Source organism: Pseudomonas sp. S3_C06, from assembly GCF_054667675.1.
In genome coordinates, this window is sequence record NZ_CP162747.1 from 6091754 (window position 1) to 6108656 (window position 16903).

Genomic DNA, 16903 nt, shown 5'->3' on the forward strand with positions numbered 1-16903 from the left:
TGTAACAGTCCCTGCGCAGCCACTGAGTCCGGAGCAGCCCCAATCGGTGGCCTGTTCGTCAGACTTTGCATCGGGAGTGGCCATGAAGTCAGCGCTTGTCGTCGATGATCATCCGGTGGTGCGCGCCGCCATCCGAATCGTGTTGCAAGGCGAAGGATTCAAGCGGATATACGAGGCGTCCCAAGGCAACGAGGTGGTGTCGCTTATTCGTGAGCACGCGCCCCAACTGGTGATACTCGACCTGAATTTGCCAGTACTCGATGGACTCGACGTTCTGGAGCGGATAAGGGTCAATTATCCGCGATGCCGAGTGCTGGTTTTCAGTACACACGAACCCATGTTCTATCAGGAGCGCTGTGTGCGTGCCGGAGCCATGGCCTACGTGACCAAAACCAATCAACTGGAACAGTTGCGCAATGCCATTCAGGCAGTCGTTTCGGGACATACCTATTTTTCCGTGCTTCCGGACTACCTCAGCACGCTGAATGCCGTGCAAACCACCGAAAAACAGATGATCGATCAGCTCTCTGATCGTGAGTTGACTATTTTCGTGCAACTGGCGCGGGGCAAATCGAACAAGGCGATTGCCGAGGACATGCACCTGAGCCACAAAACCGTCAGCACCTATAAAACCCGTCTGATGAAAAAACTCGGGGTTTACTCATTGGTGCTCTTGCGCGAATTCGCCAAGCGCAATCATGTGATCTGAGCAATTGCACATGCGGCAGGGATGCTGGATTGTCTGCCTGTGGTTGAGCCTGATCGCCAGTAGTTGGGCGGGTGACGCGCCGCAGGTGCTGCAGGTACTGACCCGTACCGGCCTGGCAAACGTCCAGCTGCGGCTGGACGAGCAGGACCGCCAATGGCTGCGTCAGCACCCGGTGCTACGCATGGGTATTTCCGGTCCGGATTACCCACCGTTCGAGATTACCCGCAATCAACAGGAACTCGAAGGGCTCACCGCCGATTATGCTGATCTGCTGGCGCAGTTGCTCGGCACACGCATTGAAGTCCGGCGCTTTGCCAACCGCGATGCGGTGATGGCGGCACTCAAGCGTGGTGACCTCGATCTGCTGGGAACCTCGAACAATTTTGAAGCCGCCGACCCGGATTTCATCCTGTCCCGCGCTTACGCCGAAGATCAGCCGATGCTGGTGACTCGCCTCGATGAAAAGCTGCCGGCAGATCTTGCCGGCAAGCGCGTGGCCATGGTCGAGGATTATTTGCCACTGGCGAATGTGCAGGGGTTTTATCCCTATGCCAGTGTGCAGCGTTACCCTTCGGCGATGGATGCGCTCGGTGCGGTGGCCTTCGGCGCGGATGATGTGTATCTGGGCGACTTCATCAGTGCCAACTACCTGATCAACACCAATTATCGCAACGACCTGCAATTGGCCGGCCCGTCGGGGCTGGACGCCAATTCGTTCGCTTTTGCCTTGTTGCGCAGCGATGTACGCCTCAAGCGCATCGTCGACAAGGTGTTGACCGCCATTCCCATGGAGCATCGCCAACGCATCGAGCAGCGCTGGAGCGTCGGCCTTGCCGAGATGGCTGAACAATCACGGGTGCAACTCAGTGCCAGTGAGCAGGCCTGGCTGGACCAGCATCCACGGGTGCGGGTCGGTGCCATCGACGATTTTGCGCCGCTGACTTTTTTTGATGCCGACGGCCGCTTCAACGGGTTGTCCGCGCAGTTGCTGAATGTGATCAGCCAGCGCAGCGGATTGAATTTTGAAATCGTGCGCGGTGTGTCGCTCGATCGTCAGATCGAACAACTCAAGGCCGGTGAGCTGGATGTGTTGCCAGTGGTGACGCCGAGCAGCGAGCGCGAAACCGAACTGCAATTTACTCGCGCCTATCTGAACAATCCGTTTGTGCTGGTCAGTGCAATCACCGCGCAGGGGCCGCTCAACCTTGATGATCTGGCCGGTAAACGGCTGGCGATTTATCGCGGCCACCCGTTGCGCGGATATCTATTGGAACGCGTGCCGGGCATCCGTCTGATCGAAGTCAAAAGCCCTGCCGAAGGCATGGCGCTGATTGCCAAGGGGCAAGTCGACGCCACGGTGAGTTCGTTGCTGGTGGCGCGCTTTCTGATCGCCCGGCACTACCGCGAACGTCTGCGCATTACCGGCACGGTCGGCGATCAACCGGCGCGCATTGCGCTGGCGACCGCACCGCAAATGCCCGCACTGCATTCGATCCTGAACAAGGCGTTGTTGAGCATCGCCCCACAACAGATGGACGAGTTGGTTGAACGCTGGAGCCACGATGTGGTGGTGGATGACAGTTACTGGTTACAACATCGCCGCGAGATTCTCCTCGGCTTTGCCGGTGCGGCGGTCTTGCTGGCACTCGCGCTGGCCTGGATCGTTTTTCAGCGCCAGCAGATCCGCCGACGCCAGCAATGGGTGCAGCAATTGCAGGAAGCCAAGGACGCAGCAGACGATGCGAATCGGGCGAAAACCACGTTTCTGGCGACCATGAGCCATGAAATCCGTACACCGATGAATGCCTTGATCGGCATGCTCGAACTGGCCCTCAAGCGCGCAGAAGAGGGCGTGACCGATCGTCTGGCGATTCAGGTGGCGTCCAATGCCGGGCAACAATTGCTGGCGCTGATCGGCGACATTCTCGACATCGCACGGATCGAGACGGGGCACCTGTCACTCGCGCCCGAACGCGCCAACCTGCGCGAACTGGTGGCGTCAGTGTGTCGGGTGTTTGAAGGGCTGGCGCGGCAGAAGCGCTTGTTGTGGCACATCGAACTGGATCCCCGCAGCAACGTTGATGTGCTGATTGATCCGACGCGGTTCAAACAAGTGCTATCGAATCTGCTGAGCAATGCAATCAAGTTCACTGAAGAAGGCGAGGTCAGTCTGCGGCTGGTGGTGAGCGCAGCGGTGACAGAAACACTGGCCGTGAAAGTGCGGATCGAGGACAGCGGGGTCGGGATCAGCCACGACGATCGGCGGCGCTTGTTCAGCCCGTTCGTGCAGGCGAGCAATCACTCGCAATCGGCACGCAGCGGCTCCGGGCTGGGCCTGGTCATCAGTCGCAGCCTCTGCGAAATGATGGGCGGCACGCTGCGGCTCGACAGTGCGCCGGGCGAGGGAACGCAAGTCGAAGTCAGTCTCGAACTGCCGCTGTTGGCCGCCCTCGCTCAGACCACGGCACCCCCGCAAGCCGTCGTTGCTGCTGCGTGTTCTCTGAGTGTGCTGGTGGTGGACGATCATCCGGTGAACCGTCTGCTGCTGTGCTGGCAGTTGAGTGAACTCGGCCATCGCACGGTCGACACCGAAAACGGCGATGAAGGCCTTGAGCGCTGGCGCACGCAAGTGTTCGATGTGGTGATCACCGATTGCAATATGCCGAGGCGCAACGGTTATCAACTGGCGCAGGCCATTCGTGAAGAAGAAGCGATTGCCGGGCGCAAGCCTTGCCTGATTCTTGGCTTTACCGCCAACGCGCAGGCCGAGGAACGGACGCGCTGCCTGAAGGCTGGCATGGACGAGTGCCTGTTCAAACCGATCCGCTTGCACGATCTGGCGCAGGCATTGACGGCGGCCAGTCATTGCGACATCGCGGCGGCCTCCAGCGCGGCGCCAGCATTGGCGGAGATCGATCTGAGCACCCTGGAGCAAATGGCCGGGAATGATCGTGGCTTGATCGAGCATTTACGCAAGGAGGTGCTCAACAGCTTGCACATCGATCTGCAACGTCTGGATCTGTTGCAGCAAGAGCAGGATCGCGCGGGGCTTCGCGAACTGGCTCATCACATCAAGGGTGGGGCGCAGATGGTCGGGGCCGCGCGGGTGGTGGCGGCGTGTATCGAGCTTGAGCAGGCGTGCAGCGAAGCGCACGCGGCGCCGTTGGGCATGGCAAGCGATACGTTGCGCGAGGCCATGGCCGGCCTCGCGCAACATCTGCAATCCTGAACTGGCAATATTGCTGAATCAGTCCCAGTCTGGCGCGATGCCTTTCGGGCTGGTCAGGCGATGGCCGCGATCCAGCGTGGCAATCAGCGCCATGTCGGCATCGCTCAAGGTCAGCGCCGTGGCGGCAAGGTTGCTTTGCAGGTTGGCGCGTTTGGTCGACGACGGGATCACCGCATAGCCCGACTGCATTGCCCAGGCGAGGGTGACTTGTGCCGGGGTGGCTTGCCGGCGTTCGGCGATCTGCTGGATCAGCGGGTCTTTCAGCACTTCACCGTAGGCGAGGGTCATGTACGAAGTGATGTGGATGCCCTGGCTGCGGGCGAACTCGACGACTTTACGGTTTTGCAGGTACGGATGCAGTTCGATCTGGTTGGTCGCGATGTTTTCTGCACCGACCGCAGCAATCGCCTGCTTCATCAAATCGATGGTGAAGTTGGACACACCGAGCTGCCGGGTCAGGCCCAGACGCTTGGCTTCGAGCAGGGCGCCCATGAATTCTTCCACCGGGACCTGGTTATCCGGCGACGGCCAGTGAATCAAGGTCAGGTCGAGGTAGTCGGTCTGCAATTTCTGCAGGCTGTCCTTGAGGCTGTCGATCAAGCGATCCTTGGCGAAGTTGGCGACCCAGATCTTGCTGGTGAGGAACAGCTCTTCGCGCGGGATGCCACTGGCGGCGATGGCCTGGCCGACATCGGCTTCGTTTTCGTAGATTTGCGCGGTGTCGATGACCCGGTAGCCGAGTTCGAGGGCGGTACTTACCGAATCGATGACCACCTGGCCTTGCAGACGAAATGTACCGAGACCGAAAGCGGGAACAGACATGAAAGACTCCATGGGTTGCAGTGGGAATGGGCAGGAGTATCCGCGTCTGTATCGTTGAGAAAAACCGCTGGTGGGGCAAAGCACTGTTGACCGGAAGTCATGAATCATTTTCAGGACTTATGTTGTCCGGGCTGGCCTCTTCGCGAGCAGGCTCGCTCCCACATTGGAATGCGTACTCATGTGGGAGCGAGCCTGCTCGCGAAGGGCGCACCACCGATTCAGGCTATGTCGCTGTGGGCAAACTCCTCCCCGAGAAAATCAATTAACGTCCGCACCGACGGCAACAACCCGCGTCGCGACGGAAATATCGCATGCACCACTCCGCACTTCGGCGCCCAGCCCGGAATCAATTCCACGACGCGTCCGGCGGCAATGTCCTCACGCACCACTACGCTCGGCAGATGCGCCACGCCAACGCCGGCAATCACCGCCTGACGCAAGGCAATCAAGTCATCGGTGACCATTCGTGGCGTATGGCGGATCAGCGCCGTATTGCCATTCGGCCCCAGCAACTCCCACTGATATTCCCGCTGCGCCGCGCCCCAGTGCAGGCTCGGCAAACCATTGAGGTCAGCGGGCGAGGGCGGTGACGACAGGCGTTCGACAAACTGTGGGCTACCGACCACCGATTGCGTGCTGTTGCCCAACACCTTCATGACCATGTCGGTGTTTTCCAGCGGCGGAAAACGCACGCGCAGCGCGATGTCGAACCCTTCATGAATCAAGTCGACGCGGCGATTGGTGCTCTCGATAAACAACTCCACCAGCGGGTACTTGAGCATGTAACGCGTGAGCATCGGCCCGACCCACGAGTTAAGCAGCGCCGTCGGGCAACTCAGGCGCACCAGACCCTGCGGTTCGGAGCGGTTGCGTTCGATCAGTTCGGCGGCGCTCTCGGCTTCGATGCGCATGGCCAGGCAACGCTGGTAATAGGCCTGGCCGATTTCGGTCAATGAACAATGACGGCTGGTGCGGTGCAGCAGGCGCACGCCGAGGCGTTCTTCCAACTCGGCAATGCGCCGGCTGAGTTTCGATTTGGGCATGTCCAGTGCGCGCCCGGCGGCGGCGAAACCATGATGTTCGACCACTTGGGTGAAGTAGTAGAGGGTGTTGAGGTCTTCCACCATCGTTCTCCAGATAGAACGCTAAGGCTGATTTTTGCAGTCTAGTGCATTAATGGTCATGGATTTAAGCTTAATCCATCGCATCACTCACCCCCATTGGAGACAACCATGAAAAACATCATCGGTATCTACACCAGCCCGCGCGGCCATTGGGTCGGCGATGGTTTCCCGGTTCGCACGCTGTTTTCCTACGACAACCTGGGCAAACACATCAGCCCGTTCCTGCTGCTTGATCACGCTGGTCCCGCCGATTTCACCCCGACCACCGAACGGCGTGGCGTTGGTCAGCATCCGCACCGTGGTTTCGAAACCGTGACTATCGTGTATGAAGGCGAAGTGCAGCACCGCGACTCGACCGGCAGCGGCGGCGTCATCGGCCCGGGCGATGTGCAATGGATGACCGCGGCGTCGGGGATCCTCCACGAGGAGTTCCACTCGGAAAACTTCGCCAAAACCGGCGGCAAACTGGAAATGGTGCAGCTGTGGGTCAACCTGCCGGCCAAGGACAAAATGGCCGCGCCGGGCTACCAGACCATTCTCGACAGCGACATCCCGAGCATCGCGCTCAAGGACAACGCGGGCAGCCTGCGCCTGATCGCCGGTGAATTCGATGGCCACACCGGCCCGTCGCGCACCTTCACACCGATCGACGTGTGGGATCTGCGCCTCAACGCCGGCAAATTGCTGACGCTGGATCTGCATGAAGGCCGCAACACCGCGCTGGTGGTGTTGAAAGGCTCGGTGCAGGTCAACGGTGTGGAAGCGGTGCGCGAAGGGCAGTTGGCGCTGTTCGAACGTGACGGCCATCAGATGACGCTCGAAGCCAGCCAGGATGCCATGGTGTTGCTGCTCAGCGGCGAGCCGATCGACGAACCGATCGTCGGCCATGGCCCGTTCGTGATGAACACCGAGCAGGAAATCCACCAGGCGTTCGCCGACTTCCAGTCCGGCCGCTTCGGCCAGATGCACGCTTAACGCACCACCACTCCGCTCTACACAGGACGCGTAGGCCGGTTCGCAGGCCAGGGATGGCTATTGCCTAAAGAAAAGAGGACACGCACATGAACACTGTCAATGCAGCGAACTTCGACGGCCAGAAACCGACCATCGATGCCAGCGACGCGGCCATGTTGTTGATCGACCATCAGAGCGGTCTGTTCCAGATCGTCAAAGACATGGACGTGCCGCAACTGCGCGCCAATGCCATCGCACTGGCCAAAGCGGCGACCCTGCTGAAGATGCCGGTGATTACCACGGCATCGGTGCCGCAAGGGCCGAACGGGCCGTTGATCCCGGAAATTCACGAAGCCGCGCCGCATGCGCAATACGTGGCGCGCAAGGGCGAAATCAACGCCTGGGACAATCCGGAATTTCACGCAGCGGTCAAAGCCACCGGCAAGAAGACGTTGGTGATCGCCGGAACTCTGACCAGCGTCTGCCTGGCGTTCCCGTCCATCGCCGCCGTGCACGAAGGCTACAAGGTGTTCGCCGTGGTCGACGCGTCCGGTAATCACTCGAAACTGGCCACTGATCTGACCGTTGCCCGTTTGGCCCAGGCCGGGGTGGTGCCGATCGACATCATGGCTACGCTTTCCGAGCTGCAAGGCTCGTGGAACCGTCCCGATGCCGAGCAGTGGGCGGCCGTCTACGCCCAGGCCATGCCGCATTATCAATTGCTGATCGAGAGCTACCTCAAGGCTCAGCAAGTCGCGAACGAACACGAAGTGCTGGATTCCCAGCGCTGATCGAGTCTCCGGAGGTCGACCCTCGTCGGCCTCTACCACCCGCGAGGATTACTGCAATGACCACTCAATACAAACGTCTGGATAAGAACAACGCTGCGGTACTGCTGGTCGACCATCAGGCCGGGCTGCTGTCGCTGGTGCGCGACATCGAGCCGGACAAGTTCAAGAACAACGTGCTGGCGCTGGCCGATCTGGCCAAGTACTTCAAGCTGCCGACGATCCTCACCACCAGTTTCGAAACCGGCCCCAACGGCCCGCTGGTGCCGGAGCTGAAAGCGCTGTTTCCGGAGGCGCCGTACATCGCCCGGCCAGGCCAGATCAACGCTTGGGACAACGAGGATTTCGTCAAGGCGATCAAGGCGACTGGCAAGAAGCAACTGATCATTGCCGGTGTAGTGACGGAAGTTTGCGTGGCGTTCCCGGCGCTGTCGGCATTGGAAGAGGGCTTCGATGTGTTCGTGGTGACCGATGCCTCGGGCACGTTCAACGAACTGACCCGCGAATCGGCGTGGAACCGCATGTCCAGCGCCGGTGCGCAATTGATGACCTGGTTCGGTCTGGCCTGCGAGTTGCACCGCGACTGGCGCAACGACATCGAAGGGCTGGGCACGCTGTTCTCCAACCACATCCCCGACTACCGCAACCTGATGACCAGCTACAGCACCCTGACTAACGGTAAATAACCCCGGGCCACACCGCAGTCCCCTGTGGGAGCGAGCCTGCTCGCGAAGGCGTCATGTCAGTCGATGCACCTTTGACTGATCGACCGCATTCGCGAGCAGGCTCGCTCCCACATTTCGTTTTGTGGTGTTTTGGCGCGGGCATTCATGCTCTGAAATCAATTGCTCCTACACTTGCTCAATCTGTGCGATCTTCTCGCGATTGGCCCCCGTCGGAGTTGTTTGATGCTGTCTCTGCTCACCGAACACCCGTTGTTCTGCGCGTTGATCCTGATCCTCCTCGATCTGGGCTTGTGGCGTCTGATCAGTTCCCATGGCAGCGAGTGGAAACTGCTGGTGCGGGTGCTGATTTTCACGCTGTTCAGCGTCCTGCTGTTCAACGAAGGCCTCAACCCGATGGAGCCGGCGCCGTGGGCCGACAACGTGCCGCTGCATCTGGCGGCGACCGGCTTGCAGATTGGCTGGTGGCTGTTCGGTGCGCGCACCCTGACGGTGTTGATCGGCGCGGTAATGATGCAGCGGGTCGGCCACACCGGGCGGCTGCTGCAGGATTTGCTCGGCGCGGTGATTTTCCTTATCGCGATCATCGCGGCGCTGGCCTATGTGCTGGATCTGCCGGTCAAAGGCGTGCTGGCCACGTCCGGTGCGCTGGCGATCATCGTCGGTCTGGCTTTGCAGAGTACGTTGAGCGATGTGTTCTCCGGGATCGTCCTCAACACCACCAAGCCTTATCAACTGGATGACTGGATCTCGATCGACGGCACCGAAGGACGGGTCACCGACATCGACTGGCGCGCCACGCGCCTGCAAACCAGTCAGGGCAGCATGGCGGTGATTCCCAACTCGCTGGCGGCCAAGGCCAAGATCATCAACTTCAGTCGGCCGAGCAACATGTTTGGCGTCGCAGTCAGCGTGCAGGTCAGCCCGCATGCGCGGCCCAGTTCGGTAATCGATGCGCTGGAGCGGGCCATGCAGGGCTGCCGTCAACTGCTCGACACGCCTGCACCGAGCGTCGCCCTGAAAAGCTCCGGCAGCAGTGGCGCGGAATACGAGATCAGCGGTTTCGTCGCTTCGATGGGTGAGAAGCGCGTGGTGCGCAATCAACTGTTTGACCTGGCGTATCGGCACTTGCAGGCGTCCGGGGTCAATCTGCTGTCGAGTGATGAAAGCACTGCGCCGACCAATTTGTCGCGACCACGGGCGCTGCTCGACAGTTCGCCGATCTTCTCGACCCTGCGCCAGGAAGAAAAAGACACCTTCAGTCAGAACATGAGCCTGCAAACCTTCCGTGCCGGCGAAGTCATTCTCGCGGGCGGCGAGGTCAGCGATCATCTGTTCATTATTGAGTCCGGTGTGGTGTCGGTGACTTTGAAGCGTCACGGCACGCCGTTCGAATCCGGGCGCATGGGGCCGGGCGAGGTCATCGGCGAGGCGGGGATTCTGTCCGATTCCTCGTTGCCGGCGGACTTTTCGGCGAAAACCTTTTGCGTGCTGTACCGCATTGAAAAGTCCTACCTGAAGCCATGCCTCGATGCCCGTCACGACATCAACGACGCGATGCAAGCCTTGCTCGATTATCGCCTGCACAAGGCGCAATCGCTGACCGAGGAAACACCGGTGGTCGCACCGAAAAAAGGCTTCCTGCAATGGCTGCGCAATCGCGCCTGAGCATTACCGGTCGCCGGCGAGTTTCTGTTCCAGGTGCAGACGCACCTGCGGCCACTCGTCGTCGATGATGCTGAACCGTACCGAATTGCGCTTGCGCCCGTCCGGCATGATCCGCTCATGACGGACGATGCCTTCCTGCTGTGCGCCAAGGCGCAGAATCGCATTGCGTGACTTCTGGTTATTCTCGTCGGTGGTGAACTGCACCCGCACGGAATCGAGCACGTCGAAGGCGTGACACAGCATCAGGTACTTGGCCTCGGTGTTAACGAAGGACTTCTGCCAGCGTGCCGCAATCCAGCTGCTGCCGATTTCCAGCTTGCGATTGAGCGGGTCGATCTTCCAGAAGCGCGTTGAGCCGATCACTTCGCCAGTGTCTTTCAAGACAATGACAAACGGCATGACCGTGCCAGCGTCACGGCCATCGAGGGCTTTTTTCAGGTAGCTGTCGACGGTGCTGGCCGACGGCACGACCGTGACGGTGAGGTTCCACAACTCGCCGTCGGCGGCAGCGTGGAGCAGGGCGGCGGCATCTGAATACTGAAGCGGGCGCAAGAGGATGCGCTGACCTTGCAGCGTGGTTGACATGGGATTGCGGTCTCGGCAGTGCGGGCGAATGGCGAGCGCCTATTACGCCGCAGCGGGTGGATCCGATGCAACCGTGGCGATGTTCACGAGGTCACAATTTTCACAGCCCATGGGCAGGAGCCTCAGCCGATGAAAAACCTGCGGATCGCCACCTACAACGTCAACGGCCTGCGCGCGCGGTTGCCGAATCTGCTGGATTGGCTCAAACGCGAGCAACCGGACATCGCCTGCCTGCAAGAACTCAAATCTGTCGACACGGCGTTCCCCGCCGTCGAACTGGAAGCTGCCGGTTATGGCGCGATATGGCAGGGGCAGGCGGCGTGGAACGGCGTGGCGATTCTCGCCCGCGATGCGCAACCGCTGGAAAGTCGACGCGGCTTGCCGGGTGATCCCGCTGACAAGCACAGCCGTTATCTGGAAGCAGCGGTGCACGGCGTTCTGGTCGGGTGCCTGTACCTGCCCAACGGCAACCCGCAGCCCGGACCGAAATTCGATTACAAACTGGCCTGGTTCGAACGACTGATCAGCTATGCGAAAGACCTGCAAGGCAGCGATCACCCGGTGGTGCTGGCCGGTGATTACAACGTCGTGCCCACCGACATGGACATCTACAACACCCGCTCCTGGCTCAAGGATGCGTTGCTGCAACCCGAGAGTCGCGAGTGTTATCAGCGTTTGCTTGATCAGGGCTGGACCGATTCGCTGCGGCATCTGTATCCCGAGGATCGCCTCTATACGTTCTGGGATTACTTTCGCCAGCACTGGCAAACCAACTCCGGGCTGCGCATCGATCATCTGCTGCTCAACCCGGCGCTGAGTCCCTATCTGCACGAGGCCGGCGTAGACGCCTGGGTGCGCAACGAACCGCACGCCAGTGACCATGCGCCGACGTGGATTCGTATCGGTTCACGCAAGAAACGCTAGCGGGCGATTGGCGAAATCAATTGTCGAAAACAGTGCCCGATCCCGTATACATGGCGACCATCAACGCAGTGACCTGCGGCCCCATGCATAAGGATCGAGCAATGAGTGAGCCACGCCTGACGAATCTGAAGCTGTACCTGCAACGCCTCGGTTTCGAAACGCCACCAGCACCGACACTCGAGACCTTGCGCCTTCTGCAATTGCGCCACACCGGCGTGTTTCCATTCGAGAACCTGGCGACGATTACCGGTGCTCCGGTGTTGATCGATCTGCCGTCCATCGAAGAAAAAATCCTCGTCGGTGGCCGTGGTGGTTACTGCTACGAACTCAACAACCTGTTCTTTGCCTTGTTGCTTGAACTGGGCTTCGACGTACGCGCTATCAGCGGGCGCGTGGTGATGAATCAGCCGGAAGGCAGCTGGACGGCGCGCACGCACCGCTTGAGTCTGGTGACCATCGACGATGTGCGCTACATCACCGATGTCGGTTTTGGTGGCATGGTGCCGACTGCACCGCTGCTGCTCGACACCGAAGCGGAGCAACCAACGCCACACGAACCTTATCGCATTGAAAAACAGGCCGACGGCTACATGCTGCGTGCCAACGTGGCGGGGGAATGGCGGCCGATGTACCTGTTCGACCTGCAACGCCAGGAAGACATCGATTACACCGTCGGCAATTGGTATGTCTCGACTCACCCTGAGTCACTGTTCAGCCAGCGTCTGATGGTGGCGCGCACCGGGGAGGGCTGGCGCAAGACGCTGAACAACGGCAGCTTCGCTGTGCATCGAATGGGCGCCGAAAGCAAGCGGCGTGAGGTCGCGGACGTCGAGGATCTACTCGATCTGCTTGAGGTTGAGTTCGGGATACGTGTCGCGCGCCCAGAGTTGTTAAGGCCGGTGCTCGGACACCTTATCCAGCCTGGTCAGGGATCCTCAGCGTAAGCATCGACTTGGATCGTGAAGCGATTGATCTTCGCCCACGACTCCCGTTGCCTGACCTCTGTTTCCTCTGAGCCAATGCTGATCAGGTAGTTGATGCCTGTTGCTGGATCTCTGAATCCATTTTGGGTCGAGTCCCAGACACAACAGGCGCGCGTGATCGGCGAAATCCCGAAGTGCTGTTCAAGGTACTGTTCGGCTTTCGAAGCATTGGCCCCGGATACTTCATAGCTGGCGGAAAATGGCTGGCCCATGCGATCAAGCGCCTGTGTGCAGCCTTTGAATTCAACAAACGATGGCTTGTCTGCGAGCTTCGACAGAAAGTCATCACAGCCAAAGTCGGCACTGGCACTGGCACTGCTGGCAATGACCAGCAACAGCGCGGGTATCAATCGGATAAGTAGCAACCGTTTCAATTATTTCTCCACCAGCAATTCACCGACATATTTCCCGCCTTCACCTTTGACTCGCCGGCAGATCAGGTAGTCGTAGACATCGTTCCATTTGATCAGCTCATAAAAGGTGACACAGCCGTCGGACAAATGACCGACATGGATGTAACGGCTGCTGTTGCCTTTTGTGCCTTGCAGTTCGATTGGAAACCAGACGTCGGTGCAATGCAGATTACCTTGTGCCTTGTAGCCACCTGTGGAGATATTTCCGTGGGAGCGGTCGGGTGCCATGATCCGGTGGCGTCCGGGAGGAATCGGGGTAAATTCGCCGCCCCACTGGCTGTTCAGCGTCACCTTCGCCGTTTTTCCATTGAAGCTGACCTGTGCCCATTGCTGCAGAAGTTTGCCTTTGAACTCCGATATCGCATGGGCCGGTGCTCCGGTGTACTTGACCTTAACGGTGGCCGGCGCTGTGGGCGGGGTGTCCATCAGGTACTTCACGGCATTTTCGGTTTTCAGGCTGGCCGTCTGCCCGACGAACTCCGAATTGCCGTCGGCAATCCGGAAGTAGGTTCGACCACCGGACTCCTTGGTGAAGGTCACTTTGGTGTATTCGCAGAGGGCGACAAGTGTGCCCTTAGGCTCGAGTTTGACACTCAGCCAACCGTTTTCGTCAGCCCGTTTGGTGTATTTGGTGACAACGACCGCCGGATGCGTACTGCCACCCTGTCGGTTCGAGGGAGCCTGGTTATTGTTGAGGATTGCCTGCGCCATGCTGGTTACAGCTCCTTTCAGGTGAATTCAGCCGCTGGTTTTTTTCTGCTCAGGCTAGGTCGTCAGGCTCCAGATGCAGCATTTCGCTCGCGCGGGTCGACACTCTTTGAGTCAGTCCGCGCTCATTGGTGACACCGCGGATTACCTTGCCCGACGCGGTGGTGATCTTGTAAGCGAAGTCGGGTACGGGCTCGCCATCGGCGTCCAGCAACGTGAACTGTTCGTCGAAACCCAAGTTGATCGGCGGAACGGGGCTGATCGCTGCGCCACCGCCGCTCTGGCCAATGATGACGGTGCCGGAACCGCCGACGATAACGTCGCCGTGGCTGCCCAGGCTGCCTTGCGTGGCGGCGTTTTTACCATTGATGAAAACGGTCGCGGAAATGTTGCCGCTGATGGAGCTGCCGCAAGAGGCGGGGTCGCCGAGTCGCGCGGCTGGCAAACCATCGAAGAATACGTCGGGGGAGCCGGCAACTATTTTCTGTGCCGCATGGGCAGGGCATGTCGTGGCATCTGTTGCGCGTGCAGCGGGCTTTCCACTCATGGTGATGTCCTTTTCTTGCCCGGCAGCGGGCATCCATTAATCCGTACGGCATGGTGCTTGATCCTGCCACGTGATAGGGGAGCACTCAAGTGGTCAGGCCGTTTGAGTGATGAGTAACCCTCCGCTGTTTTTTTGTATACAAAACCATGGACACTTGTCGCGAGTTTTGAATACAGTGTGCGCATAACAAAAACCAGGGAACCCCCCACCATGAAAACGCCCCATGTTTCACACCAACGGCCCGAGGACGAAAATCTCGGGGTCGGCGCGAATATGGCTTACGGCCTGCAACATGTTCTGACCATGTACGGCGGTATCGTTGCGGTGCCACTGATCATCGGCCAGGCGGCCGGCCTGTCGCCGGCAGACATAGGTTTGTTGATTGCTGCTTCATTGTTTGCGGGGGGGCTGGCGACACTGCTGCAAACCCTGGGTCTACCGTTTTTTGGCTGTCAATTGCCGCTGGTGCAGGGCGTGTCGTTCTCCGGCGTGGCGACCATGGTCGCGATCGTCAGCAGTGGTGGGGAGGGCGGCTTTCAATCTGTGCTCGGCGCGGTGATAGCGGCGTCGTTGATTGGCTTACTGATCACGCCGGTGTTCTCGCGAATTACCAAGTTCTTCCCGCCCTTGGTCACCGGTATCGTGATCACCACCATCGGCCTGACGCTGATGCCAGTGGCCGCACGCTGGGCGATGGGCGGCAACAGCCACGCGCCGGACTTCGGCAGCATGCAGAACATCGGTCTGGCGGCGGTCACGCTGGTATTGGTGCTGCTGCTGAGCAAGGTCGGGAGCTCGACCATCTCGCGTCTGTCGATCCTGCTGGCCATGGTGATCGGCACGGTGCTGGCGGTGTTCCTCGGCATGGCGGACTTCTCCAACGTCACCACCGGCCCGATGTTCGGCTTCCCGACGCCGTTCCATTTCGGTATGCCAACCTTCCACTTCGCCGCGATCCTGTCGATGTGCATCGTGGTCATGGTGACGCTGGTAGAAACGTCGGCAGACATTCTGGCGGTCGGTGAAATCATCGGCACCAAGGTCGATTCCAAGCGCCTGGGCAACGGTCTGCGGGCGGACATGCTGTCGAGCATGTTTGCGCCGATCTTCGGCTCGTTCACCCAGAGCGCTTTCGCCCAGAACGTCGGGCTGGTGGCGGTCACCGGGATCAAGAGCCGTTACGTGGTCGCTACGGGCGGTATCTTCCTGGTGATCCTTGGCCTGCTGCCGTTCATGGGCCGGGTCATCGCGGCTGTGCCGACTTCGGTGCTCGGTGGTGCCGGTATCGTGCTGTTCGGTACCGTGGCGGCAAGCGGCATCCGTACGCTGTCGAAAGTTGATTACCGCAACAACGTCAACCTGATCATCGTCGCTACTTCGATCGGCTTCGGCATGATCCCGATTGCTGCGCCGAACTTCTACGATCATTTCCCGAGCTGGTTCGCGACCATTTTCCACTCGGGCATCAGCTCGTCGGCGATCATGGCGATCCTGCTCAACCTGGCGTTCAACCACTTCACCGCCGGTAACTCGGATCAACAGTCGGTATTTGCCGCAGCGGAAGAGCGCACCCTGCGTTATCGCGATCTGGCGGCGCTGCGTGAAGGTGATTACTTCAGCGACGGCAAGCTGCATGACTGCGACGGCAAGGAAGTGCCGGTGATCGAACGGGATGATCACGATCATGGGCATGGTGCGCCGAAGGTGCAGGTGAAAAGCAGCGAGCATGTCTGACGCTGTAATGGAATAGAAAAGGGCCGATCTGTTTGTTGCAGATCGGCCCTTTTCATTTCGAGATCAAAAGATTGCGATCTTTTTGATCTTTTCGAGCGCCCACAAAAAAGCCCCTGAATCTTTCGATTCAGGGGCTTTGCTATTTGGCTCCACAACCTGGACTCGAACCAGGGACCCAATGATTAACAGTCATTTGCTCTACCAACTGAGCTATTGCGGAATTGGTGCGTATGTTACTGATTCAAAAAGAGAAGTCAAGCACCGGTTGCAAAAATGAGTGAATTTTCGGGATGGATGGCGGTTTGTCAGCGATTGGCGGTTACCAGAACCGTAGCAGAGGTCTACCATGGCCGCCCGGAAGTGGTCACACGCGCTGCCGGCCATTCGCCGCAAAGGTACGTGCCATGAAGCAGTCAATCCGCAACAACGAGGTGTTCGCATGAGCATCGCGCAAATCAGCTTGCCCAAAGGCGTCGGCCCCCACGCCGAAAAACTCTTGGATGCAATCACCCAGGCCAGTACCGCCGAGGAATTGAACCGCGCGGGCGGTAAGGCTGAAGGTTTTGTCCTGGGTCTTGAAAGCACCAAGGCGATCAAAAGCCAGATCGCCGAATCGCTGTACGTCGTCTATGACGATGCCGCGACTCAGCGCGCGACTGAACTGGCTTAACTGCCGAAGGTGATAGTGCCCAGCATCAGTTTGGCGTAGGCCGCAGTGGCTGCCAGTTGCACCAGCCACAGCGCCAGGCCACCCAGAAACACCCCGGCGGCGACTTGCAGCACCAGGCTTTTTTCGCGTTTGGCCGAGGCGCGGGGGATGAAATCATCCAGGTCGTCACGGTCGGCGCGCAGGTTGTCGTTTTTCATGTGGTTTCTCGCAAATTCCAAGGTGTACTCAATCCCTGTAGGAGTGAGCCTGCTCGCGATAGCGTCGTGTCAGCCGAAGATTCATTACCTGACACGCCGCTATCGCGAGCAGGCTCACTCCTACAGTTTGATTTGTGTGCAGTCTAGAGGGTGTGGGGCGTTATC

17 protein-coding genes and 1 tRNA gene are annotated in these 16903 nt (G+C 59.4%); 10 read left to right on the top strand and 8 right to left on the bottom strand.

Features of this window, described 5'->3' with window-relative positions:
- Positions 1-82: 82 nt before the first annotated feature.
- Positions 83-709, top strand: coding sequence for a response regulator transcription factor (locus AB4N44_RS26975; RefSeq protein ID WP_127930374.1), 627 nt, complete (start codon positions 83-85; stop codon positions 707-709).
- Between the two features lie 10 nt (positions 710-719).
- Positions 720-3938 (top strand): transporter substrate-binding domain-containing protein, encoded by a 3219-nt coding sequence (locus AB4N44_RS26980; RefSeq protein ID WP_460111343.1) that lies wholly within the window; start codon positions 720-722, stop codon positions 3936-3938.
- A gap of 18 nt (positions 3939-3956) precedes the next feature.
- On the opposite strand, the gene dkgB is transcribed toward AB4N44_RS26980, so the two are convergent.
- Together dkgB and AB4N44_RS26990 are read right to left on the bottom strand one after the other, a co-directional pair.
- Positions 3957-4760: a 2,5-didehydrogluconate reductase DkgB gene (gene dkgB / locus AB4N44_RS26985; RefSeq protein WP_460111341.1), complete on the bottom strand. Its 804-nt coding sequence runs from the start codon at positions 4758-4760 to the stop codon at positions 3957-3959.
- Between the two features lie 218 nt (positions 4761-4978).
- Entirely contained in the window at positions 4979-5887 is a 909-nt protein-coding gene (locus AB4N44_RS26990; protein WP_460111340.1) for a LysR substrate-binding domain-containing protein, read from the bottom strand.
- A 105-nt stretch (positions 5888-5992) separates the two neighbouring features.
- Between AB4N44_RS26990 and AB4N44_RS26995 the strand changes: the two genes are divergently transcribed.
- From AB4N44_RS26995 to AB4N44_RS27010, 4 genes are all read left to right on the top strand, one after another.
- Positions 5993-6859, top strand: a complete 867-nt coding sequence (locus tag AB4N44_RS26995) for a pirin family protein (RefSeq protein WP_460111338.1) — start codon at positions 5993-5995, stop codon at positions 6857-6859.
- An 86-nt stretch (positions 6860-6945) separates the two neighbouring features.
- Positions 6946-7629 (top strand): isochorismatase family protein, encoded by a 684-nt coding sequence (locus AB4N44_RS27000; RefSeq protein WP_064116839.1) that lies wholly within the window; start codon positions 6946-6948, stop codon positions 7627-7629.
- Between the two features lie 56 nt (positions 7630-7685).
- On the top strand, positions 7686-8312 hold the full coding sequence (gene ycaC / locus AB4N44_RS27005; protein ID WP_127926560.1) for an isochorismate family cysteine hydrolase YcaC: 627 nt from the start codon (positions 7686-7688) through the stop codon (positions 8310-8312).
- Between the two features lie 222 nt (positions 8313-8534).
- Entirely contained in the window at positions 8535-9977 is a 1443-nt protein-coding gene (locus AB4N44_RS27010; RefSeq protein WP_150773980.1) for a mechanosensitive ion channel family protein, read from the top strand.
- A gap of 3 nt (positions 9978-9980) precedes the next feature.
- On the opposite strand, the gene AB4N44_RS27015 is transcribed toward AB4N44_RS27010, so the two are convergent.
- Positions 9981-10562 (bottom strand): GNAT family N-acetyltransferase, encoded by a 582-nt coding sequence (locus tag AB4N44_RS27015; protein ID WP_160039028.1) that lies wholly within the window; start codon positions 10560-10562, stop codon positions 9981-9983.
- A gap of 129 nt (positions 10563-10691) precedes the next feature.
- Between AB4N44_RS27015 and AB4N44_RS27020 the strand changes: the two genes are divergently transcribed.
- On the top strand, positions 10692-11486 hold the full coding sequence (locus AB4N44_RS27020) for an exodeoxyribonuclease III (protein WP_150773982.1): 795 nt from the start codon (positions 10692-10694) through the stop codon (positions 11484-11486).
- Between the two features lie 101 nt (positions 11487-11587).
- Positions 11588-12430, top strand: a complete 843-nt coding sequence (locus AB4N44_RS27025; protein ID WP_460111334.1) for an arylamine N-acetyltransferase family protein — start codon at positions 11588-11590, stop codon at positions 12428-12430.
- Here the strand turns inward: AB4N44_RS27025 and AB4N44_RS27030 are convergent.
- From AB4N44_RS27030 to AB4N44_RS27040, 3 genes are read right to left on the bottom strand one after another with little or no spacing between them, the layout of a single operon-like run.
- Positions 12412-12843, bottom strand: coding sequence for a DUF4952 domain-containing protein (locus tag AB4N44_RS27030; RefSeq protein ID WP_127926565.1), 432 nt, complete (start codon positions 12841-12843; stop codon positions 12412-12414). The two genes, AB4N44_RS27025 and AB4N44_RS27030, sit on opposite strands and share 19 nt — an antisense overlap.
- Positions 12844-13593 (bottom strand): hypothetical protein, encoded by a 750-nt coding sequence (locus AB4N44_RS27035; RefSeq protein ID WP_460111331.1) that lies wholly within the window; start codon positions 13591-13593, stop codon positions 12844-12846.
- Between the two features lie 49 nt (positions 13594-13642).
- Positions 13643-14137, bottom strand: coding sequence for a PAAR domain-containing protein (locus tag AB4N44_RS27040; protein ID WP_102900938.1), 495 nt, complete (start codon positions 14135-14137; stop codon positions 13643-13645).
- Between the two features lie 210 nt (positions 14138-14347).
- Here AB4N44_RS27040 and AB4N44_RS27045 point away from each other — a divergent pair, with 210 nt between their 5' ends.
- Positions 14348-15871 carry a nucleobase:cation symporter-2 family protein gene (locus AB4N44_RS27045; RefSeq protein ID WP_460158142.1) on the top strand — a complete coding sequence of 508 codons (1524 nt, stop codon included), beginning with the start codon at positions 14348-14350 and terminating at the stop codon, positions 15869-15871.
- Positions 15872-16015: 144 nt separating this feature from the next.
- Here AB4N44_RS27045 and AB4N44_RS27050 read toward each other — a convergent pair.
- Positions 16016-16091: transfer RNA gene (locus tag AB4N44_RS27050), tRNA-Asn, on the bottom strand.
- 219 nt (positions 16092-16310) lie between these two features.
- Here AB4N44_RS27050 and AB4N44_RS27055 point away from each other — a divergent pair.
- Complete coding sequence (locus AB4N44_RS27055; protein WP_127926567.1) at positions 16311-16541, top strand: hypothetical protein; 231 nt, start codon at positions 16311-16313, stop codon at positions 16539-16541.
- Here AB4N44_RS27055 and AB4N44_RS27060 read toward each other — a convergent pair.
- On the bottom strand, positions 16538-16738 hold the full coding sequence (locus tag AB4N44_RS27060; protein ID WP_016983541.1) for a hypothetical protein: 201 nt from the start codon (positions 16736-16738) through the stop codon (positions 16538-16540). The genes AB4N44_RS27055 and AB4N44_RS27060 overlap by 4 nt on opposite strands.
- Between the last annotated feature and the right edge of the window lie 165 nt (positions 16739-16903).